The following is a 24660-nucleotide window of genomic DNA, read 5'->3' as shown; positions in this document are numbered from 1 at the left end:
CCGGTAGTAATGAAGGTGATATTTTTGATTTCGGATTTCGGATGTTCGATTTCGGATTTATATTTTATGGTCGTGATACTTGATACTAGCTACTTGATACCAACTTGTACAATTGCTCATATTGCTTAGCCATCACCGCGGAGCTGAATTTTTCTTCGGCTGCCTGGCGGCAATTGGGTCTGCTTAAGGAGGGGATGTTGTTTACGCCTTCAATCATTTCGCTGGTGTTGCTGCATACAAAGCCGGTTGAGCCGTTGTTTACTACTTCGGGTACCGCACCCCTGTTAAAACCTATCACGGGCGTGCCGCAGGCCAGGGCTTCGGTCATTACAATGCCAAAGGGCTCGTCCCAGGTTACGGGCATCAGCATAGCGCTGGCGTTTTGTAATAAGTCATTTTTTTGCATGTTATTAACCGGACCGATGTACCTGATCTGTTCCTGATCGATAAAGGGCCTTACCTGTTCATTAAAGTATTGCTGATGGATTTGCTCGTCGGGAATATTGCCCGCGATGATTAGTTTTTTGTTTGTTTTAAGCGCAATTTCAATAGCTATGGCCGTTCCTTTTTCCTGTTGTATCCTGCCTAAAAACACCAGTGACGCATCAGCATCAACTTTGGGGTTAAATTGATAACCGTCCATGTCCACGCTGTTGTAAATGGTGGTTACGTTTCCCATTTGATTAATTTGCTGCGCGATGAAATTGCTACAGGCCGTGAAATAAAGCGAGTTTTTAGCTGCGATTTTTACGGCTTTTTTTACCTGTGATACTGTAGGAGGTAGCTGGTATGAAACTATTTTAGGCTGTTGAAAAGGCATCAGTGAGGCGATGTTGTTCATCCGGCCAAAGGTGTGTACAATATCAAAGTTTTGAAAAAGCAGGGAAGATGTTAGCAGGTTGATCTTTAGCAGGTCTTTTAGTCCGTAATTTTCAGATTCCCGGTAGCCTTTGAGCTCGCAGCCCGGTTGCGAATCCGGATGGGCATACAGCGTTACATGGTGCCCCATTTTTATCAGTTCCCTGATCAGTACATACACCACGCGTTCTATACCACCATATTGTTCGGGAGGCACGGGTATCAACGGATTTACAATGAGGGCTATCTTCACCGGTTTTTTTGTTTTAATTCCTGAAAGCGCAGGCGTGTTTGCTTGAGTAAAAAACTGTAGGTTTCTTTTTGCGATGCCAGGAAAGTTTTCATGTAGTTTAATTTATGCCCGTTCCTGATAAGCCATTTGCCAATGATGATCCAATCGGCCAGGCTGAAATACCTGTAAAGCGACCTCTGCTTTATCAAGAAAAGATTGGCCAAAAAGAAATTGGCGATGGGGCTGGGTTGCAGTTTGCGATGGCTGGCCAGCGCTTCCCGAATGGTTGTTGCATTATTGCCGGATGCCTCTACATAACTGGCCAGCAACATGGTTTGTGAGGCTATCCAGGGGTAGGGATCATTGGAACGGCTGGTATTTATAGTGATGGCGAAATTGGCCAGGGGCTTGTGATTTAAAATGATGGGATGTTCAAAGCTTCGCTCCCTTACCAGCTCCATCACATCAAATATGGTTTCATTGGGTATTAGATAATGAGGCGCATATTTACCGCGATACAGCATAGCGCCGTTGGAGCTTATTGCTCCCAACACCTGTTTTTCTGCAGGCCACGAAAAGGTAGTTTTACCGGTATCGGCAGGCCAGATGATGTTGCCTGTATTTTGCCATTCGTTGCCCGGTTTTTCTTGCCATAGGTTCATGTTGCTCCAGGAGATATTCAGGGTAGGATTGTTTTCCATCAGCGTGATCATTTCTTCCAGGAAAGTAGGTTCCCACCAGTTATCATCTTCCAGGATACTGGCAAAGTCTTCTGTGCAACCCGCAAAGGCAAGATTAAAACTGGCGGTGGCTCCTATGTTTACATCATGAGTTTTAATGATGAAACGAGGATCATTTAATGATTCAACATAAGCTGCCGGATAAGGATCGTCCGGGCAATCATTGTGCAGTTCGCAAACCCAGTTTTGGAAAGTTTGCTTGAGGAGACTTTCAACAGCCCTGGGCAGCAGATGATTTCTTTTATAGGTGAACAGGTAAACCCTACAGCTAACCATTATTGTTTTTGATATACGCGGTTGTGGCCGATGTTCAGGATATTTTTAAAAGGCATATCGTCAATTAACCGGCAGGCATTTGATACGGATTGATGGCCTTTCCAAAACTTAGTGCCGGGCAAATCGCAGGAGGCATCATCCATAATTAACAGGCCACCCTTTTTTACAAGTGGGGCATAGTTTTTTATATCGCTTACCACCCCGGCAAAAGTATGATCGCCATCGATGTAAATAACAGCATATTCCTGTTTCGATAGCTGATCAATGATCTCCGGCTCGGTTGAATATCCTTTTAATAAGTTGATATCATTAAAGTTTAAATCAAAATGAGTAAACAGGTTTTTAATGATACTCAAATAATCAATGTCGTCATAATTGTTTCCGCTTCGCATATCATCCCGGTATTTTTTTGAAATTTTGCTGCGGAGGTATTGGGTCCATGATGATTTTTGCGCGGAATTGCCCGCTAAGGGAGAAACGCCTGTAACCCGGAGTTCCAAATGCAGCTCTTTAGCGATCAGTGCCCAAAGAGAAATAACCTGGCCTTTAAATACCCCGATCTCTAAAAACTGCGGATCGGTGTTGATGGCGCAAACGTGTTGGGTTATTAAATACCACATGTACGCGAATGCCCTTTCGCCAAAGCCCAGGCTTTCGGCCTCGATATGATCTCTGTGATTTTTCAGGAAGGAGATCTCATTGGTTTTTTGCGTAAAATGTTCAAAAAGATAATTGTTGTGCGCTGCACTATTGGTGTACGCGTTGATATAGGAGCTTAAATTATCTTCCATGTGTATATAGGGCTTTTATTCTTTTAGTCAGTTTCCAGCCGAAGGTCTTTGCCATGATCCGGGTAATACCCCCGGCAGGGAAGGGGCTGTTTGATCCGCCCAGTTCCCTTACCCTGAGCTCTGCGTTATGGATCAGGTCTTTGTGGTATGGATAAAACATGTATATATAAGTTTGAAAGCAATCGGCCCCGATCTTTTTAATACGGGGGCTACCTTCAAAACTGAGCAGGTGCGACACGCCCTGATCAATAGATTTATAAGCTGAAACGGCACCCGCTCTTGATTGTAATGAGGACAAGGAGTTTGCCACGCCACTCCGGTAATACAAAATGGATTTGGGGGTAAACAATACTTGCCGGGCACATAATAATACCCTGATGAAAAACTCAAAATCATTGATCAGGCTGAGTTCTTCGTTCCAGAGCCCCGATTGATCTAACAGCTCCCTTGGAATGAGCCATAGTGCGCATTGCATCATGGATTGCCTGTTGTACATGGAATTTGCCAGCCAGTCGATAGGTTTACAATCATGCGTGATCATGTCGTCAGACAGCTTGAAGGTTTGCAGGTCATCATCATAAAAACGCCCCCATGATGCCGAAGCAATGGCGTCCTTACGGGAGCCCAAACGATGTACCTGCTCCGCTATAAAATGAGGCGATATCAGGTCGTCAGCATCCATAAACTTAATCAGCGTACCTTTTGACAATTGAAAAGCCTGGTTGGCTGCTGCGCACTGTCCTTTATTTTCCTGGTGAAATACTTTGATGCGGGGATCTGTTAATTGCTTAAGGATACCGGCTGTATTATCTGTCGATCCATCGTTCACGATGATGAGCTCCCAATTGGTGTAAGACTGACTGGTAATTGAGCTTACCGTATCAGTGATATACTTACCCGCGTTATAGGCTGGCATGCAAACAGAAACTAATGGAGTATCCTTTTCCATTCGGAGGTAAAGTAGGGCAGCTTGGCCTTGAAAATATAGTGGCGCACAATTGGTGAGTTATCTACCTCAATTTTACTATCATAAAATATAGGGTACTGATATTTGTTCAATGGTTTGGCATCCTGCTTAAATAACAAATAGCTCATTAAGGTTTGTTCTACCTGTGCCGCGCCCGCATGGGGATAATGATCAAGCAAAGTTTTTGCTTTTTGTTCCAGATCGGTATAATCTACGTCGCCGTTGTAGGCTATAATACCGCCATTCACATTGCTGATGCAGCTGATGTTGTATTTATCTTTTAGAATCCTTTCATCATCAACAAAATAGGAATTGTGCAGATGCTCTTCCATATAAATGGCTGTTTTATTTTGATACGCATCGATGATCTGTTGCGGACGATCAAAAAAAAGCATGTCACTATCCAAGTGAATGGCCCATGATTTAATGCAATGGATATCAATCAGGCGCCTGAAAAAAGGGTGCCATGTTCTTAAATAATGGAGGGTAGGAAATTGAGCCGGTGGCAGAAACTGATCAAGATGCGCATCAACACTTTTGGCTGAAATAAAAGTGACGCCGGGAATAGCACGTGCCATCAAAGCTTCATGAGTTTGATCTAATGTTCCGTCGGAATAGATATTGATCCTGAGCCTGCCTTGCAGAACCCTGGCAAGCGATTGAGCGCAAAAAATAGTTTGATGCCAGTAGTTGGCGCCCGTTAAATAATTAACCTCAAGCAAATGATCTTTTGCTAGTGAAATGGGAGTAATGTTCATGGCAGCTTTTTTCATTTGCTGCTCACCCTTATACAATTTGTACCAGCCTGATAAACCAAAATGATGTATATGATACCTGATCTGTAAAGTTGGTTTGAAAAATATCTTATAGATCAATCGCCCGATACCCATTTAATTGATTAGTTTTCTCCATGCCTGTGTGTAGTAATATTTTTTGGAAAGATCTACATAATGGTGCAGAACAGACGGTTTAGCATCACCAGGGGTAGGGTTCACTTTATAGGTATCCTTATCCAAAATACTTGACCGTTGATTGCCGATAAGCATGGCGGTTAAGGCCTGCTCCAGGTAATAACTGGAACCTTCTTTTTCTTCCAATTTATGTATCCAGGTATCTATGGCCGCCCAATCGATCATAGTACTGTTTAGCCCGATAGCGCCTACATTAAGTAAAGGTGGTATGGCATGGCCGCTCAGCTGCTCCATAAGCTGTTTTGAATAACCATAACTTTCTACACAATCCACCATGTGGATTGGCTGTTGGGGATTTTTTAGCCATCGGATAATCTCAGCCGGGTTATCCCAAAACAGCATGTCAGAATCCAGTACCAGTTTCCAATCGGCGCCAGGGAGAGCGTGGATATCTGTTAGTTTTTTTAAATGGGGATATACTTTCCGTTTTTGATATAGGTGGGGATACTGCTGCGTTGGTAAATGCTGTCGCAGGTTTTTATCTATTTCATCCTGCATAATGATTATACAGCCGGGAAGTTGTTTTTGAATTTGTGTTACCAGCTTGTTGTCAAAACTTCGGTCGTCAACCAATATAAATTGAAATTGCTCAGTCGAAAACTTAACAAGCGACCGGATACAAAATAAAGTTTGATAGAGATAATTTTTGCCGGTTAAAAAATAAACGGGTAAGCCATGAGCATAGCATTGAACCGGCGGTAATTGTAAAGATGTCTCCATCATTTGCCGGCGGCCGCGCATCATGGCCCGGTAACTCCAATACCCACCGAACCGACGGTATGTTTTTAATTGCGATCGTGGGTTACGGTATAAAATATTGATGATCTTTTGAAACAAGCGGTTACAGATTAAAAAAGGCGTCGCGCCAAAATAAATGCCTTACGTTAACGGTATAATGTCGACCCAGTACATTGTTTTTTGACATGGGTTTTATTTGCTGATTATCATGGTTGAAATTTTTGATCGCATCCATCGACCATAGTATTCCTGCAGATGTGCTTGCCATGTGTGCAAATATGGTTTGTTCGGTAAAGTAATGATCATGGTTGGGTAATTGGGTCAGTAATTCTTCGAGGTTAAACTGTTCATAAATATGCTGCCCATAAATCAATAACAGACCCGAGCTGAATTTATATACATCGTATAAATTATTGTTGAAGAAATTTAATGCCCTGTCATCATAGACAGAATAACCTTCCTCGCTTCCTCCGCATATAAAATCCCCGTGTGGTGGAATGTGTTTGAGGAAATCACCATAGAACAGGATATCGCTATCAATCCATACTACGGGTTCAATTTCTGCATAATGCAATATTACCGCCATCTTTTTCCCGAGCACATGCCCATGAGCATAATTGACAAGGGCTGTTCTGTTTTTTGCCAGATGGTATGCCTCCGTTTGCTCCCAATTGGTAGCTACAAGCTCTCCCGGCCAAAAACTTAAATTTTTGCAGATCTCTTCTGTCGATATGGTACCGTCAGAAGCGACGATCAGTTTGGGAAGGTTGTCCCAGTACCTGGCTATGGATAATATGGAAAGACGGGTCATATCCATGATCTTTTTGCCGGTCATGGTGATCACGGTTAAATCGGCCTGGGGTTTCGATGATGAAACAACTATCTTTTTATGACGGAGCAGCTTCCGGTAAAGCGTTGGTAAGCGGTAGGCGAGCGAGTTTTTTATCGTGTTTATCATAAACTCTTTTTAACCAGGCCTTCCAGCATGCCACAGGCTCCATGCCATTTAATCAAATGAACTTCGGTTTTCCAGGCTTTGTAGGTTAGGTAGGCTTTTAGTTTTCTAAGGCGGAGCGTTTGTTTATTGATCTTTTTCCATGGGCTGATCTGGTATTTTTCCAGCAATTGTACCCATGATCTGTTGGTATCCCGAAGCAGCCTGGCCAGGTACTCAACTTGCATCCTTTCTTTAGGGATAATATGTTTAAGCGCCAGTTCAGGGAAATACCCCAATGTCCAGCCCGATCGTAATATTTGAATATTGATCTCATTATCCCCACCCGATGATAAGGAAGTATCGGTGCGGTCGGTTATCACATTTTGATCATCGGCCATGGCGTCCACATATGCTTGCAGCGCGATTTTTCTGATGGCCATACCTGCGCCAATAGGGGCCGAATTGGGATAGGTGTTTTCCCATCTGGTAATGATGGTATCCTCTCCAAGATCGCGCAAGGCCAGGTTGCCGTAAAAATCGTTTAGCCAGGCTGGCGCTTCATCTTCAAATTCGGGTAGCGATTTGCCGCCTGCAGCTCCTAGTTGAGGGCGATCTTTAAACAGATCAATGGTTTTTTGCAGATAATCATGTTGAAGGATATTGTCATCATCAACCATAACAATAACAGCTCCCTTGGCTTCCTGGAACCCTTTAAGCCGTGCATAAGTAAGGCCTTGCTTTGGTTGTTTGATGATGCTGGAATTTGGGAAAAAGTTAAGATCAAGATAAGTGTCAAAGCTGTTGGACGAATTATTATCCACAATGATCAATTCCCATAATCGTGGATCCATGGATTGTTTTTGCAGGGCCAGAAGTGTTTGATCAAGCCGGGTTAAATTGGGGTTATAAGTACAGATTATGACCGAAATATCCATTAATTAAATTGATTGATCACCTCCTGGTAGTAGGCGATGGAATTGGAAGCCAGCTGTTTATCCGAAAATTTATCCTCAACCGTTTGCCGGGCATTTGTACCTAATTCTTCTCTTAGAGCAGGATTTTCTATGAGCATGGAAAGCTGATGGACAAGACCTGATACATCCTCCGGCTCTACTAATAAACCATTATGGTTATCGACTATAATATCCATTGCCCCGCCTGCTTTTAGTGCTACAACGGGTTTTCCATAGCCCATTGCTTCGATGTATATCAACCCAAAGGATTCATATCGTGAAGGAGCCACAAAAATATCGCAGCTGGCGTAAGCATCTTGAATATCTTCCGTATTCATCAGGCCGCAAAATATCACTTTACTGGTAGTATTCGCTGGGTATTGATCGCGGAAAGTTTTTTCATAAGATTTATCCTCATCATTTCCTATCAGCTTAAAAATTACATTTTCATATTTTTTCAATACCATGGGAATTGCTGCCAACAACAGATCGATACCTTTTCTATACTCCAAACGCCCAACAAACAATATTTCGATCTGATCACTGTTTTGAGCTTGAACCGTCGGCAAAACCGGCAGAGGAATACCATGCGGAACGATCTGAAAGTTACCGGCGCTAATGCCATACAAACGTTCCATTTCAACGGCATGTAGATGCGTATGGGTAACCAGGTAATCGCTTTTTTTTAGCATGGCTATCTCCATATTTCCCAGTCTTTGCTGAAGCCGTGATTTAAAGGGATAGTAATCATCCATGATCTGTAAAAAGGTTGTACTCACGCGTACCACAATGGGTATCCGCGTTTTTTTTGCCAAAAGATTAAAATAGCACAACGCGTAATAATTGGTTGTTTCAATAACATCAAGCCCATACTCTTTAATCACTTTGTTCAGGATCTTAAAAACAGTGCGCATGCATCGTAACTTAAGCAGGAAATCCAAAACGGTCCATTTGTTTTTCAAGAGCTTGTGAGCATAAGCCGGTAAAGCTATTGGATAAGTTAGTAAGGTGATCAAGGGACTTATCTGCTGTTGCTGTATCTGATCGCCTTTGCTATAGGATGGCCGGATATGCAAAATAACCACATGATGACCTTGCTTTGCCAGGGCATGGGCCAAAATGCCGAAGTGATTGGCTATCCCACTATTCAGCGTTTGTTTATCCGGATAGTAAGGTGTAACTAAGCCAATGTTCATCCAGAAATAATGACTGAATTAGTGTAATGGTTATTTAGTGATTTTTTCATGATCACTTTTAAATGTTTTATTTACCTCCTGTACCCAGATATCAAAACCCAGCGGGTTCCAGTGGGCATCGCTTAAAAAGTATAGATTGTGTCTATCTATTTTAAATATTTTATAGATACTAATGATGGGTAAGTCTGTTTGTTGCTCTACCCGTTCCAGCAGATGATTGTAGGGCATCCGGTTTTCATCATAAACAGATACCGGATTGGGTACAATACTTAGAAATACTTTTTTAAACCCGATTGCCTGGTAATAGTTTTGGGCTTTTGTAAGGTTTGTGGTGATGCTATCAATTTGCCGGTTGCTTTTATACCGGAATGCCGAATGGATATCTCCGGTATCCACTGTGATGTTTAATAGTAATCTTTTTTTGTCGGTACTCACCGCTACCTCCTTGGCAACCCGGCCAAATAAATGGTAATTGAGTGAAGCTTTTAATTCTTTTATCGGGGTAAATAATCTGTCATCAAATAGTACAAGCTCCAGGTTCCGGCTCAGGTCCTTGTTGAAAATGATTTTTCCTAACCTGTTAAAAACAGAAAGCGAGGCGGGCGTATTTACTTTTTGTTCAACAGGTGTATAGTGTTTGGCTTTGATGTCATTTTTCGCCCATCGTATTTCATCGGTTTTGTTGATGTCGTAGCCGTTGAGGTTACGCTCGGCAAACTCCATGATCAGAAAATTTTGTTTGGTGCTGTCTAACCGAATTGGTCCGAATGGGAATCTTCTGTCTAAGAAGATAACATTATCAAAACTATCAAACGCGCTGGTTAAGGTTTTATCGGCCAAAAAACTATCGCCGATAATATAGAGCACCCGTTTTTGAGGATTCGCCCTGTTTACGGAATGGTATTTTTTAAATGTCTCCAGCCTAAATCGGTATTGAGGCAAATAGCATAGACCGTAAAGGTCGCCATAAGCCCAGCGGTCCGACTGTACAAAAATGCGCTGATACAATGACCTGGGGCCATGGTTGTCATCCAAATGATCAAAATACCGGTCGTTTTTAATACGGTTGATGAACGACTGGTTCATAGCGGTTAGCAGTATCAGCGTGCTAAAAACTAAAACCAATATACCGGCGACCTTCTTCATCAGAATTGAAAATAGATAAACTGCGCCTCATTAAATATGCCCAGGAAGTAACAGGCAATAAATAAGATAAGCGTTGTTAATAACATGCCTCTTTTTGACCATTGGGTCTTGCGTTGCATATACCATTCGCCCGCTAAGAGGGCCAGTATAATGAATATACAATAGAAGATCTCGTTGCGGGGCATAATAGCGGCGGCGGTATAATGCAAGGGTGTTAAGGTGAAGATCTTATTCAGGATGAAAAACCCTTCGGCAATGGTATTGGCCCTGAAAAATATCCATGCCAGGCAAACCAGATTAAAGGTGAGTATCCATTTGAGATAGCTAAAGCCTTTGATGTTGATTTTGAGTTTTTTTGATAATTGATAGCCGATCAACAGCAGGCCATGCACCAAACCCCATACCAGATATTTCCAGTTGGCGCCATGCCATAGCCCGCTGATGATAAATACAATAAGTATATTGATGCAGGTGACCATGAAAGTTACCCGGCTGCCGCCAAGCGGGATATAAACATAATCGCGAAACCAGGTAGACAGGGAGATATGCCAGCGCTGCCAAAACTCCGCAATGTTTTTGGAGAGATAAGGCATGTTAAAGTTGCGCATCAGCTCGATACCCAGGGTTAGGGCAGCGCCAACGGCTATGTCTGAGTAGCCGCTAAAATCGCAATAGATCTGGAACGCGAAAAAATAGACGGCCACCAGCAGATCAAGTGCAGAATGACTATGGGGGTTGTTAAACACCGGATCAACAAACAGGCCCAAACGATCGGCGATCACCATTTTTTTAAACAGGCCTATCATGATTAAAAATATACCGGTGATAAAACCTGTAGTATTGAATTTGTTTACGCGGTGCAGTTGCGGTAAAATATGCTGAGGTCGTTCAATTGGCCCGGCTACCATCTGCGGATAAAAAAGAACATACAGGGCGTAAATACCAAAATGTTTTTCGGCCTTTTGGTTACCGCGGTAAACCTCAATGGTATAGCTCATGGCCTGAAAGGTGTGGAACGACAGCCCTATAGGTAATAAAATGTGCAGCAAAGGCATCTGCGGGCCGCTAAAATGATGGCTTAAAAAATTAAAATTATCAGCAAAAAAATCGAAATATTTAAATACAGCCAGTACACCAACGTTGGCTATGATACTTGCCAGTAAAAAAAACTTTTTGTTGCTGCCCTCTGCCTTTTCAATTAACAAGCCTGCTATGTAATCAACTATAATGGTGAACAGTATAATTAAAATATATACCGGTTTAAAATACATGTAGAAGTAACAACTGGCCAGTAAAAGCCATACCCAGCGTAGCTTTGGCGTAAGCAGATAATACGCGCTGGTTACTACCAGGAAAAAGATCAGGAACAGGAGGGAGTTAAATAACATTAGGGGGAGGAAGCTTTAGTATCAAGTATCAAGACACCCTTGTTATTTGATAATAAGAAAAAGCATTCAAAATCGTGATACTTGATACTAGCTACTTGATACCAAAATCAAACTATCTTCAATAATCTGTATAATTTTAGCCTGATGCGGTTCAGGAAAACGATGCGTTTCCATTCCGGTACTGGCCCATGCCCATCTGCCGACCACATTTTTAGATGATCCTCGTGCCATTTAATCTTCATGGTATCGTTATGGGTTTTGGCATCAGCATGCATATTGGCAACAGCCAGGGGCTGTTTTATGCGTTTGCGTTTATGGCCTTTCACCAGTCGTAACCACAGCTCATAATCAAGTGCGCATTGCATTTCTTCCCAAACCGGCTGATTGATGCTCGCTTTCCAAAAGCAGGCAGGCTGCGGTAATGATGGTATCTTTAAAAAGTAATCATATAAAGGCGGAACGGTCACCAGTTCAAATTGGTCATCCTTTTTATTAAAGGTGTACCCATAAATAAAATCTGTCTGGCTTTTTAAAAAGGTACCGGCAACCAAGTGGAATGTATTTTTCAGATAATAATCATCACTATTTATCCAGGCATAGTAGTTGCCGCTTGCCAGGCTGAAACCTAAATTAATGGCGTTTGATTGCCCCTCGTCTTTTTTGCTTTGCCAGTAACTTATCCAGGGCGAATATTTTTCCAGTATTTCCTGGCTGCCATCTGTGCTGCCCCCATCAATTACAATATACTCCAGATTGGGGTAGTTTTGTAAAAGTACGGACCGAATGGTTTCTTCCAGAAAATGCCCCTGGTTATAGGATGGGGTTACAATAGTAAGCTTTGGCCAGGTGATCCTTTCATCGTATACGCTTGGCGAGGTCTCCTCGGTCCAGGGCCAGCCGGTTTTATCACTTTGGGGTTGGGGCAAAGTTTCTCGTAATCCATGTTTGGTAAATGGTACCGTATGTAAAGGAAATGGAACTCCGTTTTTTTCTAATTTGGCACGATAATGAAGTAGGTTAGGCAGCAACATTTACTGTATTATTTTTGATGTGGATAGCCGTATTTAATGTATTTTTTTAGGCTAACCCTGTCTATCATTTTTATTAAGTCCGGATGAAAAGCTTTCAGCAGGCGGTATTCCCAGTGTTTGAACAGCCGTTTTGAACTGAGGCTATATATCCGGTTTATGTTGTTGAGATGTTTATCAAGGTAATTATCGATATACTCAAACCGGGAGGGGTTTAATTGCTTTTCGATCGATATCAATTCTTTGGACCGGTCGGCGTTATTCTCGTTTGATTTTTGATCGTTATGCAGCCGGTAAACAGAAAAGTATTTTTCTGAGGGAATAAAGTTTACGCCGTTGGCCTGCGCACGGGCAAACCATTCCCAATCGAAACCAAAGTGCAGATCCTCCCGGAGTTGCCCGGTTTGTTCAAACGCCTGCCTGGTCCAAAAGCTGCTGGGTTGTACAATGTAATCTCCGTGAGTAATAGCCCAGTTTTTCAAAGGGTCGTAAGAGGTGCCATATACCAGATGGGCATCTTCATTTAAATGGATGCAATTGCCAAACAACAATTCCGGTCGCTCATTTGATAATGTTTGATTCACTTCCAGCAAGGTGCCGGGCAAATAATAATCATCGGAATTTAGCCAGCATAAAATATCGCCGGTAGCCCGTTCAAAACCTTTATTGATGGCGTTGCTCTGGCCTTTATCTGTTTCGCTTACCCAATAAGTGATATGCTTTTCGTATTTCCGGATAATATCCAGGGTTTCGTCGGTACTCCCGCCATCGATGATGATATATTCCAGATTGGGATATTGCTGACCGATAACCGAGAGGATAGTTTGTTCAATAAACCTGCCCTGGTTATAGGAGGGTGTGATTACGGATATTTTATGATATGTCAAATCTGATACTTGATAAATGGATTCCATTGTTCGTCATCGGGCTCCCGGTACCGTAATATTTTGGCTGGATTACCGGCAACAACCGCAAAATCGGGAATGTCTTTATTGACCACCGAGCATGCCCCTATAACAACGCCTTTGCCAATGCTCACGCCGCCCAGGATAGTTACCCGGGCCCCGATCCAGCAACCCGCGTCGATTACCACCTGTTGATTGTTTTTGGGGCGCAAAGAGTTTACCTCATGCGACCCGGATATGATGAGCAGATCTTTCGCCGTTTGGGTATAATCGCCAATGCTTACGGCATCAAAGGCCCAGATGTGGTTATCGTGGCCCAAAGAAACATAATTGCCTAAAGTAATATTGGTGGGGTTGATACATTTAAAACCCTTGTCAATAAAAACAGGATGATCAACTTTGATCCCTGTTAATTTCCAGGCGCTGTAACTTACCCGCGACCAGAAGCCTGATCTGTGGCTTCGTGGCGTTAGTTTGGCGATACCTAACATCAGAACCCTTGTTTTTGCGGTTAGATAATGTTTGACGGATCTTAATGTGTTTAGGTTCAAAACGCTTTATGAATTAGGTGACCGGAAAAAGGAGGCGAGCCTTTTCTTGATCCTAAAGATCAGGTCTTTTTGGCGATAAAAATCTTTTATGGCCTGCCGATCATCGTTGTAAGGTTGCTCATTGATATCAATGCGTTCCCCAATAAACTCAAAACCCTTTCTTTTGATGGGGAAGGGTTTTTTATCAAAAAACTCATCATGTACCGTGCAGGAGCTTTTGAACCTGGAATAAATTTCATTTAAAAAGAACTGGTCGCTGCCGTATTCCAGGTCGTTTTTTTCGGCAAAGCTGCTGATCATGGATTGCATGGGCACTGCACCACCCTTGATGCCCCACAGGCCACCCAGAATATAAAAAGCATGGCTTTCATCTGTGGAATGGTGATGCGGATGATCGCGCATGATATGGATCATATCATCATTTTTAAGCCATTCATCAACCGCCAGTTTTTCCCGCATGGTTAAGCGCGAATCGGAATCCCTGAAAATGACATGGGTGCAGCCATCCAGATCGGCAGCGTAAAAACGCCAGAACATCCCGTAAATATCTCCGGTTTTGTTGATGGTGATGGCTCCTTTTTCCTGGATGGTATGGATGATCTCCGGCGGAACAGTATCATCAAAATATACCACGATTTGCCATTCGGGATATAATATGGCGGCTTGTTCCACATTCCTGATCATGCCGGTTGTATACAGCGGATTATCGCCCCATAAGGAATATGCTATATATTTTGTCTTCGAGTTCGGCAACCTGCAGGTAATTAGTTGGGTGGAAGGAAAATTAGTCCGGCCCCTTTTTCATATTCAAAAACATGACCGCTGGTCATGCTGTACCCGGTATATTCTATAGTTAAAGCTTTCTCGCAGAACGCGTATATTTCAACACCCGGGTAGGTGAGATACAGGTTCATATCCAGATCTACCTTGTTCAAATTGCCGGGGAAAGTTATTTTATAAGTCAGTGACGCCTCGCCCTTGTTTTGAATTTTGACCCCATCATGGTGCCCCGGACTAAAAAAAGCAACCGGGTTGGAATCCCTGTCTAAAAAGCGGCATTCTATATCTATCGGAGTATCGGTTTTTAAGGACAGGTCAATTTTTATTTCGAACGAAAAATTATTTTCTGGATTCAGAACAAGGCTGTTGATTGGGCCATTGTTAAACAAAATATTGTTTATTTTAACTTTATCAGAAGAGTAACTGATCCTGTTCAGGAAATCGGCGTCTGTTTTAACGCCATTTTGAGCGTAATGATAAACCGTGTCTTTACAGGAGCCGTTAAATGCAATTTGCCCGTTATTCAATAAGATTCCCTTATTGCAAAGTTTCTGCACTGCGCCCATATTGTGGCTTACGAATAAAACGGTTCGCCCTTCACCCTGGCTTACATCTCCCATTTTACCCAGGCATTTTTTCTGGAATTCGGCATCGCCTACAGCCAATACTTCATCCACAATCATAATCTCTGATTCGAGGTGGGCCGCCACCGCGAAGGCCAGGCGCACATACATGCCCGATGAATATCTTTTTACCGGCGTATCGATATAGCGCTCCACTCCCGAAAAATCTACGATCTCATCAAACTTCCGCTTGATCTCGGCCTTGCGCATCCCGAGGATAGCACCGTTTAAAAAAATATTTTCACGACCGGTTAGCTCCGGATGGAAACCGGTGCCTACTTCCAGTAAGCTGGCTATACGACCTTTTACTTTTACCGAGCCCGTTGTTGGCGAAGTAACCCGGCTTAATATTTTAAGCAAGGTACTTTTGCCCGCGCCGTTGCGGCCTATAATACCTATGGCATCACCTTGTTCAACGTCAAAATTAATATCGCGTAAGCTCCACACCACATCGCTTTGGCCTTTGGTGGTGCGGTCATTGGTTTCGCCTACTTTTAAAAGGGGATCTTCTTTACCTCGTAGCCGGGCCCAATAGCGTTCCATATCACGGGATATGGTGCCGGTACCAAAATCGCCCAGCTGGTAGGCTTTTGACAGGTTTTCTACTTTAATTACGGTGCTCATTATACGGTATCGACAAACGTTTTTTCAACCCGGTTAAATATGATAGTTCCCAGCAGCAGAATAACGATGGTGCTTGCCAGACTGTACCCCATCAGCTCCCAGCTGAAACTTCCGCGACCCATAAAACCGTATCTGAAAGTTTCGATAATGGCCGTTATCGGGTTGAATTTCACCAGCCAGCTGTAAGCCGGGTATTTGGCTTCGGCTACGGAAAGCGGGAAAATTACAGTTGTAGTGTACATGAGCAAAGGCACACCGAATGACACGATAAAAGCAAGGTCGCGGTATTTGGTGGTTACTGCCGATATGATCATCCCGAGCCCCAAACCCAAGGCCGCTATCATAACGAGGAGTAAGGGTAATAGCAACAGAAAAGCGTTCGGGACAATGGTTGTTCCTTTAAATAGGTAAATCACATACAGGATCATGAACAATAAAAACTGTACTCCAAACCTGATGAGATTGGATAACACAATGCTCAGGGGCATGATCAGCCGTGGAAAATAAACTTTCCCTAACAGGGCTGAGTTATCCCTGAAAACGGTGGCTGTTTTGGTTAAACATTCCGAAAAATAATTCCATATGATGATCCCCGCCAGATAAAACAAGGGCTTGGGTAAGCCATCAACGGGGATGCCTGCCAGGTTGCCAAACACCAGGGTATAAAGCACAATAGTAATAGCGGGCTGTATAAAAAACCAAATGGGTCCAAGGATAGTTTGTTTGTAAAAGGAAACAAAATCGCGCCGTACCAGCAGCAACAGCAGGTCGCGGTAGTGCCATACATCCCGGAGCTTTAAATCGAAAATGCTGTTTTGCGCGGTTATTTTGATGTCCCAGTCTTCGTTTTCCAACATGCTTATTCGGTTAATAGTTCCTGTAGTTTACGGGCGTAATCGGATTGATTAAAATGCTGTAAACTGCGTTTTTGTAATTGCTCACGATTGGCTATTGTTAATGGCTGTGCCAGTGATTCATTCATGCAGTTATATAGTTCGGCAGTGTTATCTGTGTTTACAGACCGGCCCAGTTCGCCATTACGTATGGCATCGATGCTGCCATCGGCATTACCGCAAATAACGGGCAGGCCGCAAGCCATCGCTTCGATAAACACAATGCCAAAGCCTTCTTTTTTACTGGGTAAAACAAACAGATCGGCCAGTAAAAAATGATCGGTGAGTTCGGCTTCTTCGATAAAGCCGGTTAAAATGATATGCTCACGCACATCATGGTCGGTTATTAGTTTATTGATCCGCACATCTTCCAGCTCATCATATTTGCCAGCCAGGATATATTTAATACCCGGGTATTTATTTTTCAATTTTCCGATAGCCTCTATCACCAATTCGTGCCCTTTGTATTTCTCTGTGGAGGCCATGCGGGTTAAGGTAAATATAATCGGATGGCTATGGTTAAGCTGATAGCGGTTAAGCAAGCCGCGGGGCTTTGAAAACGTAGCCGGTAATGGCATCAAAGGATCAATAGCATTATTCAGCACCATACAAATATCCTGATCAATATGGTGACGGCTGAGCATCTGCTGCCGGGTATAGTTGCTTACACAGATCACTTTGTCGCAGGTTTTTATGAACCGTTTTTTGATGAATGAAAACGGTCGCCATACCTCAATACCATGAGCCACTAACCAAACCTGGCATTTAGGGTTCAGGGCCTTGATAATCAAACCAATGGCAGCCAGGTTAATATGGCTCAGTATAATAACATCCCGGGAGGTGAATTTTTTACTTGCCAGCTTTAAGGCAAAGCTCAGTTTGTTGATACCAAATCCCTTAAAATTAATAGCGGGAAGATACTCCGGCATCAGATCGGCGGTGTGATCATAAGCCGACCATAATTCAAAAGTCCAGTTGTTGTTTTGTGCTATCTGATTTAAAGTATAACCCAATGTGCGGGTCATTTTTTGGATGCCCCCGGTGGTACTAAACGTTTGTAAAGTAAGCAATAGCACCTTTTTAGACATGAGCCTGTACCTGATAAAGTGCAAACGCTTTGGACCAGTGCATGCCTTTATTTTTAAATTTTTTAATCATTGTTTGGGCTGCCTTCCCTTTGTAATGCCCACTATCGCTTATTTCGGGATGCGCTGCCATCCACTGCTGCAGCGGAAAAGAAAATCCCATTTTTGGCCTGTTCCAGATTTCTGGCGGCAACAGATCATCAAAGCTATTGATCAGGAATTTTTTGGGTTGGCCATTATCAAATCGTATAGATGGATCAATGCGGTTTACGACGCTGGTAAAATCCTCATCTAAAAATGGCACCCGCACTTCCAGTCCGTGATTCATGCTCATCACATCGGTATCCCGCAATAACTGGTTTTGCATATACAAATTGGTTTCGAGCCAGGAGGCATGTTCTTTATCATAATGGTTTGGGCAGGATTCCGAGGGGGTATCAAAAAGGATACCCCTCACCTGCTTACTGTCGGTATCCAGAAATTTAGCAATCTCGGTAGGTGAGAAAAAGCCTCTCAGTAAAAGATAATCAGCTAAATAATGGTTATTGGCTAAAAACGCGAGCTTTTTATACTGATCGGGTAAAAGGCCGCTGACAGTCGAAAATAATGCTGGACTAGCTTTCCGGAGATATTTCAAATATTTTATCCGCCCGAAGGAGGGATATCCGCCAAAAAGTTCATCAGCACCAATACCCGATAATACCGCTTTCAGCCCGTCCTCATGGGCATATTTACTGATAAACCAACTGTTGATGCCGTCGGTAGTGGGCATATCCATAGCGGCAATTATCCTCGGTAAAAAAGCATCAAAATCATGCTGCTGTACCAGGTGCGAAAAGCTTTGGCCTTGTAATTTATCTAAAATTACCCGTTGGTAATGCTGTTCGTTGTAATCCTGCTCATTAAAGTAGATGGATACCGTTTTTAGCTGCTGGTCTTTTTGAAGATTGGCTAACAGTGTAAGCAAGCTGGAATCAATGCCTCCGCTTAAAAATACACCAATGGTGGCATCGGCAATGAGCTGCCGGTTTACACTTTTGATCAGCGTGTCTTTGATCAATATGCGGGCTTCATTGATATCGGTGATCTGTTCCTGTTTCTGTGTTTCATGATATGGAGCGATGGTACAGGCCGACGAAGTAATATCCCAGCGTAAAAAATGCCCCTTTGGTAAGCTGAAGACATTTTTTAAAGTAGTGTATGGTTCAGGAATATGACCAAAGGCCAAAAACCTTACAGTCCAGTTGGGGTCTTTTTCCATAGCGATATCTGCTGCGGTAAAAGCCCTTATCTCTGATGCGAAGCTCAATGCCCCGTGTTGGGCGTAATAATATATAGGTTTGATACCCGCGCTATCACGTACCAGGTAAACGAGCTTGTTATGGGTATCATATAAAGCGAAAGCGAACATCCCACGGAATTTAGCGAAGGCGGCGGTTCCCCATTGCAGATACGCTAATATGATCACCTCCGTGTCTGTCGCCGATTTGAATTGTGCGCCGAGTGCTACGAGCTCTACTTTTAATTCCAGGTAATTGTACAGTTCGCCGTTAAAGGTTATCCATACTTTTTGCCCGGTATCTGACATGGGCTGGTGCCCGTTGCTGCTCAGGTCAATAATGGATAGCCGCCGATGTCCTAAACCGATATGATGCTGATCGTCAAAAAATAAACCCTCATTATCGGGGCCGCCATGTTGTAGTATCTGGCACATGGCCTTTACTTTTTGATGGATCTCGTCCGGGTGCAGGCTTTTGTTAATTATTCCTGCTATCCGGCACATGGTTGGTATATCTTCACAGCTTCGCCCCGTAAGTCACAGTTGTATTTTGTAACTTATTATTTTACAGTTGTTTATGAGGGTCAAGAAATCAAGAGTGAAGAAGCAGGAAAATAATTCAATATGAAATAATATCCGGCCCAAAAAGAAATATCAGGTACCGCTTTTCACTATTTTTCTTGATTCCTGACTCTTGATTTCTTGACTCTTAACTTGTTGTATTTTCTTTATTGTTAAAAATAATAATTCCGATTAAAATCGCTCAATATAGGAGGCGGCAACATGCACAATAATGGAGCATCCTATGCTTTCCAATCTTAATATCAATTGCTTTTGCGACCGGTATATAACCACCTCTCCGGTCATTCCTTTTAAAGGACCCGCTTTTATAATAATTTTTTCCCCGGGCTGCAGATCTTCTTCTGTAATTTCCAGGTCGAGCGAACTTGTCATCAATAACTTCAGTTCGTTAATCTGGCGGTCGGGCATGGTGGCTGGTTTGCCCGAAAAATATAAAAAGCGGGATATTCCTTTTGTCATTAATACATCTGCCTGTGCCTGTTCGGCGATGTTAACAAATATGTATGATTTGATAAAGGGCTCCTCGACCCACTTTTTACGATCGCTCCATTGTTTAAGTTGCCGGTGCAAGGGCAAATAAGCCGATATTCCTTTACTGATCAGCGCTTCGTATGCTTTTTTTTCGGCCCGGGCATGCGTATAAACAGGGTACCATTTCTTTTTTACCTCACTGGTTAGCAGGTTCATTGTATTAAAAAGCTTGCTTATTTAAACCATTTTCTCACATCCCACCATTTGGCCTTGTTATCATCCAAATAATATCCGGAATCTTCGTAGCCGTTATAATCGGCATAATAATAATAGTGTACTCCAGAATTATCACCGGTAAATTTGGTAGTGTAGTATCTGGAATGTAAAGGTTCTTCCTCATAGGCGTTAAGCACTATTACGGTATTATTCAACTGATATTCCTGCGCAACACGCTGTGGCACGGTGGCCGCGTAAAACTTCGATCTTCCGGACCGGATCACAAAAACATTAACGTCGCTCATCCGGATCAGCGGGATAGCATCAGACACCAGGCCTATGGGCGCCGTATCTATCATCACAATATCATACCTGGTTTTTAACTGTGCAATTAAGGCGCTCATCCGTTCGCTATGCAACAGTTCGGATGGGTTGGGTGGCACGGGCCCGGAAATGATAAAATCAAGATTTTCCTGTTCGGAATGAAAGATGATATCATCCAGCTCGTTTTGGTGGGCCAGGTAATTGCTTAATCCAATGTCATTAGATACATTAAATATTTTGTGAACCCTTGAGCGGCGAAGATCGGCGCCGATAAGGATAACTTTTTTATCAATCAGTGAAAGCGTGCTTGACAGGTTAACCGCTACAAATGATTTCCCTTCGCCGGCTACTTCTGAGGTGATACAGATCACCTTGCTTTTTTTATCAGATGCCAGGAAACTCAAATTGGTACGTACCGAACGCACCGACTCCGCGAATATGGATTTGGGCCTTACAAGCGCTAAAATTTGCCCGTTATCTTCGTCAATCGGCTCCGGGAACTTCCGGATGATACCCAATATAGGTACAGAGGTAAGACTTTCGATGGTTTCTTTATCGTAAATATACGGGTTCATGATCCGTACAACAACAATAAGCCCCAGGCCTATAATTAAACCGAAGATAATTGCCGAGCGGTGGATATTATGCTCATCGGGCGATACCGGGTTAAAATTAGGCTGGGCTGGCTCAATAATGGTTGCTCCCGGTAATATACCGGCCCTGCTTATCTGGGCCTCCAGTTTTTTTTCTGATAAAAAGGAATATACTTTATCGTTGATCTCAAAATCACGTTGCAGGCTCACCAGGTCGCGCTGCGCGGCAGGTAAGGTCATGATGGTTTGATTAACCTGCGAAAGCTGGCTATCCAAAAAAGCGATGTTCTTTTCGATGCCGGAACGTAAAGTTCTGATATTATTGAGGGCGTTCAGTTTTATTTGTAATATCTGCTGGTTGATATCACGAATGGGCTGCGAATCGGTATTGTAAGTTTTTAACAGTGCGTTCTTTTCCTGTATCAGACCATCCAGTTTTTCGACCATAGCCTGTAGTAAATGGTTGTCTGACCCGGTAGTAGTGAAGTTTAAATTAACGTTATCCTTTTCCCGGGTGATCTGATCTTTGAGCTGATCAATAGCCAATAGCTGTATTTTTAATAATGACTTGTTCGACTCCAGATCGGCTGCTTTGGAGGCTGTTGTTGTTGAAGCCGAACTTACATCCAGGATCTTTGACCGCTGTTTATACTTTTCAATGGAATTTTCGGACCCCTTTACTTCGGTTGACAGGAAGGCCAGCTGGCTGTCAATAAAATCAATCATTTGCGAAGCAGACTGGGTTTTTTGATTACGATCAAAAGACACGTACTGATTCATGATACTATTGATAATATCGGCGGCAAACTGTGGGTTGGAGTCGGTTTCCTGGAGGCCGATAATATTGGAGTTTTTTGAGGTTTCACCAGTTGATAAGCCGGCCCTGACACGATCAACATAATCTTCCGGAATATTGAATTTAAACAGGTAAACCGTGTTTTTGCTCAATGTACCCGGATATTTTATGGTGAAACTGGTAGGCCCCACGTTTACAGGCGTATCATAGTTAAAGGTACTCTGAATTTCTTTACCCCCGATCTTGTATGACAACTCAAACGATTTCGTGTTCAGTGCTTTAAAGCCTATCTGATCATGGTAATAATTCAAACTATCAAACCTGATCAGTTCAATGTTCAATGGTTTTGAGGGGTAGATCTCGGAAGTGCGTACCCGACCCATGATATAAAAGCTGACACGATAATCGAGCGTTTTTATAGCACTGAGAATAAGGTTGCGGCTTTGTATTACAGAGGTAATGCTTTGGATTTTAGATGGCCCGCGTTCTGGAACGGTCATCACGGTTACCAGGTCTGATATTTCTGACTTTTTTTCTTCAATTTTTAAGGTGCCCGATGATGAATAAGTTTTTGGGGTATACCATAAATAGGTATAGGATATCAATACAACTATGCCCACAGAAGCGGCTATCCAATACCAGCGGCTCAGCAATATCTTGCCTATCTTAAAATAGTCGATCTCCTGGGCGGGCAGTTTTCGCTGAATTTTTTCTGTTTCTTCCATTAGCGATGGGAAAGCGTGAAAATAATTAGGGCCGTGTTCAACAAAAGCAATACCGGCTGACTGATCACTGATATGTTTTGCAGATTTTCGTTCCTTACCGCACGTTTGTTTTGGGCAATATAAATAATATCTCCATTTTGAAGAATAGCGCGCGGGTCATTAATGGCCTGGATGTTTCGGAGGTTGATCACCGTTACCTGCGGGTTTACCTGATCGCCCCGTATAATCTGAATGTTGGTTTCGTTGGCTTTTTCTGTAAGGCCGCCTGCTGTACCTATCATTTCTACCAGGGTGGTACGGTCTTTTGTTAGCGGATAATTTCCCTGTCCTTTGATTTCGCCCAACATAGTAACCTTAAGGTTTACAATTTTTAGTTCGATGATGGGGTCTTTGAGCAGGCTTTTGCGGTAAAGGCTTTCAATAAGCTTTGCCGCCTCGGGCCGGGTAAGGCCCGCCACAGCTACATGGCCAATAACTGGCAGGGCCACGGTGCCATCATCATCAACCTGGAAAGTTTGCCCGGTATTTGTAGTGGTGTTTCCGGTTGACGCCGTATTGCTGATAGGCGCCTCATCAACAATATATTTTACGTTTTGCAGATTCCTGATCTGTAAAATATCCTGTGGTTTTATGCGATAAGCAGCGGCAGCTGCCGTGATTTTTTGCGCCGAACTGCTATCGGGGCCGGCGTTTTTTTGTTCAAAAAGTAATTGGTATTGTTTGCTGGAACAAGATGTTAAAACAAAAATTATCCCGAAAAATAAAAGAGTAAGGGTACAAATGCGCATACAGACGAGTAGAAACTAAATAACTATAATTAGGGATTGAATTCAAAAATACATAATTTGCGGGTATATATATTGGTAATTCTTTCCCCAACTTGTACGTTTTGAAGCTCTCTCTGGTTACAGTAGTTTACAATGCTCAGGATACCATAAGGCAGTGTATCCAATCTGTTATCAGCCAAAACTACCCCAATCTGGAATATATTATTATCGACGGTGGCTCGACTGACAACACGCTCGCTATCATCCAGGAATATCATGAACACATTCATGTGTTAATCTCGAAACCAGATCAAGGTATATATGATGCCATGAACAAAGGCATCCGCCTGGCTACCGGCGATGTAGTGGGTATGTTAAACGCCGACGATCAATTTGCCGGTGATGATGTTTTACAGGCTGTTGCCGGAGTATTTACGCAACAGGATACAGAAATAGTATACGGCGATCTGGATATTATGGATCAGTACCGGCGCGTTATCCGTAAATGGCGTTCTGGACAGTATAACCGTAATGCCTTTAAACTTGGGTTTATGCCGCCACACCCTACCTTTTACTGCCGGCGTAACTTATTTGATCAGTTTGGCTATTACCGTATTGACCACGGATCGGCAGCTGATTATGAACTAATGCTCCGGCTGATGTACCGGCATGGGGTCAGAAGCTATCATCTAAAGCAGGTGATGGTTAATATGCGCACCGGGGGCATCAGCAGCAAAAACTGGAAAAACAGGCTGAAAGCATGGCAGTATGATCTGTTGGCTATGCGGCAAAATAAACTTCCTTTCCCCATACTTACCCTGGTTTTAAAACCACTCAGAAAAATTCTTCAATTTCTTTGATTTCAACTTCAACTTAAATTTTTTGCACTCGTATAAGGAGTAATACTTAATAACCTGTTTTTATAAGATAGCCCCCGCTAACATTATAAAAGCATTTACATGATTGATTTTTTGCATTCTTACAACTTTGGGTATCAGGTTTTAATACTTGTCATATCCGCTCTTATAACCTGGTTAACTATTCCGTCCATATTACATGTGGCACGGGCACGTCATTTATATGATGATGTGGGCCATTTTCGTAAACAACATGATCACGGCATACCACGCCTGGGAGGAGTGGCCATGTTTGTGAGCTTTATAATCACCATGCTATTGTTTAGTATTGTTGACAAGGCTCTGCCCATCAGTTACTTGCTGATAGC

At 42.9% G+C, this 24660-nt stretch carries 23 protein-coding genes and 1 pseudogene; 2 read left to right on the top strand and 22 right to left on the bottom strand.

Annotated elements, in window-relative coordinates; translation table 11 throughout:
* Positions 1-85: 85 nt before the first annotated feature.
* The 22 genes from FHW89_RS26425 to FHW89_RS26320 form a co-directional block, all read right to left on the bottom strand.
* Positions 86-1111, bottom strand: a complete 1026-nt coding sequence (locus tag FHW89_RS26425; RefSeq protein ID WP_172338050.1) for a glycosyltransferase family 4 protein — start codon at positions 1109-1111, stop codon at positions 86-88.
* The gene (locus FHW89_RS26420; protein ID WP_172338049.1) at positions 1108-2106 is read right to left on the bottom strand and encodes a glycosyltransferase; all 999 of its coding nucleotides are present in this window, start codon (positions 2104-2106) and stop codon (positions 1108-1110) included. The genes FHW89_RS26425 and FHW89_RS26420 overlap by 4 nt, the downstream gene beginning before the upstream one ends.
* Positions 2106-2897, bottom strand: coding sequence for a class I SAM-dependent methyltransferase (locus FHW89_RS26415; protein ID WP_172338048.1), 792 nt, complete (start codon positions 2895-2897; stop codon positions 2106-2108). Before FHW89_RS26415 ends, FHW89_RS26420 begins: the two co-directional genes overlap by 1 nt.
* Positions 2887-3846: a glycosyltransferase family A protein gene (locus tag FHW89_RS26410; RefSeq protein ID WP_172338047.1), complete on the bottom strand. Its 960-nt coding sequence runs from the start codon at positions 3844-3846 to the stop codon at positions 2887-2889. The genes FHW89_RS26415 and FHW89_RS26410 overlap by 11 nt, the downstream gene beginning before the upstream one ends.
* Positions 3825-4754 carry a hypothetical protein gene (locus FHW89_RS26405; RefSeq protein ID WP_172338046.1) on the bottom strand — a complete coding sequence of 310 codons (930 nt, stop codon included), beginning with the start codon at positions 4752-4754 and terminating at the stop codon, positions 3825-3827. The genes FHW89_RS26410 and FHW89_RS26405 overlap by 22 nt, the downstream gene beginning before the upstream one ends.
* On the bottom strand, positions 4755-5672 hold the full coding sequence (locus FHW89_RS26400; RefSeq protein ID WP_172338045.1) for a glycosyl transferase: 918 nt from the start codon (positions 5670-5672) through the stop codon (positions 4755-4757).
* Between the two features lie 4 nt (positions 5673-5676).
* Positions 5677-6531 (bottom strand): hypothetical protein, encoded by an 855-nt coding sequence (locus tag FHW89_RS26395; protein ID WP_172338044.1) that lies wholly within the window; start codon positions 6529-6531, stop codon positions 5677-5679.
* A complete protein-coding gene (locus FHW89_RS26390; protein WP_172338043.1) occupies positions 6528-7445 on the bottom strand; it encodes a glycosyltransferase in 918 nt (305 codons plus the stop codon). Before FHW89_RS26390 ends, FHW89_RS26395 begins: the two co-directional genes overlap by 4 nt.
* Positions 7445-8659, bottom strand: coding sequence for a glycosyltransferase family 4 protein (locus FHW89_RS26385; RefSeq protein ID WP_172338042.1), 1215 nt, complete (start codon positions 8657-8659; stop codon positions 7445-7447). Before FHW89_RS26385 ends, FHW89_RS26390 begins: the two co-directional genes overlap by 1 nt.
* A gap of 30 nt (positions 8660-8689) precedes the next feature.
* Positions 8690-9805, bottom strand: coding sequence for a hypothetical protein (locus tag FHW89_RS26380; protein ID WP_172338041.1), 1116 nt, complete (start codon positions 9803-9805; stop codon positions 8690-8692).
* A complete protein-coding gene (locus tag FHW89_RS26375) occupies positions 9805-11193 on the bottom strand; it encodes an MBOAT family protein (RefSeq protein ID WP_172338040.1) in 1389 nt (462 codons plus the stop codon). The genes FHW89_RS26380 and FHW89_RS26375 overlap by 1 nt, the downstream gene beginning before the upstream one ends.
* A 107-nt stretch (positions 11194-11300) precedes the next feature.
* A complete protein-coding gene (locus FHW89_RS26370; protein WP_172338039.1) occupies positions 11301-12224 on the bottom strand; it encodes a glycosyltransferase family 2 protein in 924 nt (307 codons plus the stop codon).
* Positions 12225-12232: 8 nt separating this feature from the next.
* Complete coding sequence (locus FHW89_RS26365; RefSeq protein ID WP_253952327.1) at positions 12233-13108, bottom strand: glycosyltransferase family 2 protein; 876 nt, start codon at positions 13106-13108, stop codon at positions 12233-12235.
* A complete protein-coding gene (locus tag FHW89_RS26360) occupies positions 13105-13617 on the bottom strand; it encodes an acyltransferase (protein ID WP_172338037.1) in 513 nt (170 codons plus the stop codon). Before FHW89_RS26360 ends, FHW89_RS26365 begins: the two co-directional genes overlap by 4 nt.
* A gap of 66 nt (positions 13618-13683) precedes the next feature.
* A complete protein-coding gene (locus tag FHW89_RS26355; protein WP_172338036.1) occupies positions 13684-14430 on the bottom strand; it encodes a hypothetical protein in 747 nt (248 codons plus the stop codon).
* 11 nt (positions 14431-14441) lie between these two features.
* Positions 14442-15704 (bottom strand): ABC transporter ATP-binding protein, encoded by a 1263-nt coding sequence (locus FHW89_RS28905; RefSeq protein WP_172338035.1) that lies wholly within the window; start codon positions 15702-15704, stop codon positions 14442-14444.
* A complete protein-coding gene (locus tag FHW89_RS26345; RefSeq protein ID WP_172338034.1) occupies positions 15704-16561 on the bottom strand; it encodes an ABC transporter permease in 858 nt (285 codons plus the stop codon). Before FHW89_RS26345 ends, FHW89_RS28905 begins: the two co-directional genes overlap by 1 nt.
* Positions 16562-16563: 2 nt before the next feature.
* Entirely contained in the window at positions 16564-17685 is a 1122-nt protein-coding gene (locus tag FHW89_RS26340; RefSeq protein ID WP_172338033.1) for a glycosyltransferase family 4 protein, read from the bottom strand.
* Positions 17678-19465 carry an asparagine synthase (glutamine-hydrolyzing) gene (gene asnB, locus FHW89_RS26335; RefSeq protein ID WP_172338032.1) on the bottom strand — a complete coding sequence of 596 codons (1788 nt, stop codon included), beginning with the start codon at positions 19463-19465 and terminating at the stop codon, positions 17678-17680. Before asnB ends, FHW89_RS26340 begins: the two co-directional genes overlap by 8 nt.
* Before the next feature lie 249 nt (positions 19466-19714).
* On the bottom strand, positions 19715-20230 hold the full coding sequence (locus tag FHW89_RS26330) for a UpxY family transcription antiterminator (RefSeq protein ID WP_172338031.1): 516 nt from the start codon (positions 20228-20230) through the stop codon (positions 19715-19717).
* Positions 20231-20247: 17 nt separating this feature from the next.
* Positions 20248-22668, bottom strand: coding sequence for a tyrosine-protein kinase family protein (locus tag FHW89_RS26325; RefSeq protein ID WP_172338030.1), 2421 nt, complete (start codon positions 22666-22668; stop codon positions 20248-20250).
* Positions 22668-23456, bottom strand: coding sequence for a polysaccharide biosynthesis/export family protein (locus FHW89_RS26320; RefSeq protein WP_172338029.1), 789 nt, complete (start codon positions 23454-23456; stop codon positions 22668-22670). The genes FHW89_RS26325 and FHW89_RS26320 overlap by 1 nt, the downstream gene beginning before the upstream one ends.
* A 101-nt stretch (positions 23457-23557) precedes the next feature.
* Here FHW89_RS26320 and FHW89_RS26315 point away from each other — a divergent pair, with 101 nt between their 5' ends.
* Both FHW89_RS26315 and FHW89_RS26310 read left to right on the top strand, forming a co-directional pair.
* Positions 23558-24295 carry a glycosyltransferase family 2 protein gene (locus FHW89_RS26315; protein WP_172338028.1) on the top strand — a complete coding sequence of 246 codons (738 nt, stop codon included), beginning with the start codon at positions 23558-23560 and terminating at the stop codon, positions 24293-24295.
* Positions 24296-24394: 99 nt separating this feature from the next.
* A pseudogene (locus FHW89_RS26310) lies at positions 24395-24660 on the top strand (undecaprenyl/decaprenyl-phosphate alpha-N-acetylglucosaminyl 1-phosphate transferase); the annotation flags it as partial.

Origin of the sequence: Mucilaginibacter sp. SG564 (assembly GCF_013149275.1) — a bacterium.
In the GTDB taxonomy this organism is placed as follows: Bacteria; Bacteroidota; Bacteroidia; order Sphingobacteriales; family Sphingobacteriaceae; genus Mucilaginibacter.
Note: the sequence above shows the minus strand (reverse complement) of the source record. Positions and strands in the feature narration are given on the sequence as shown.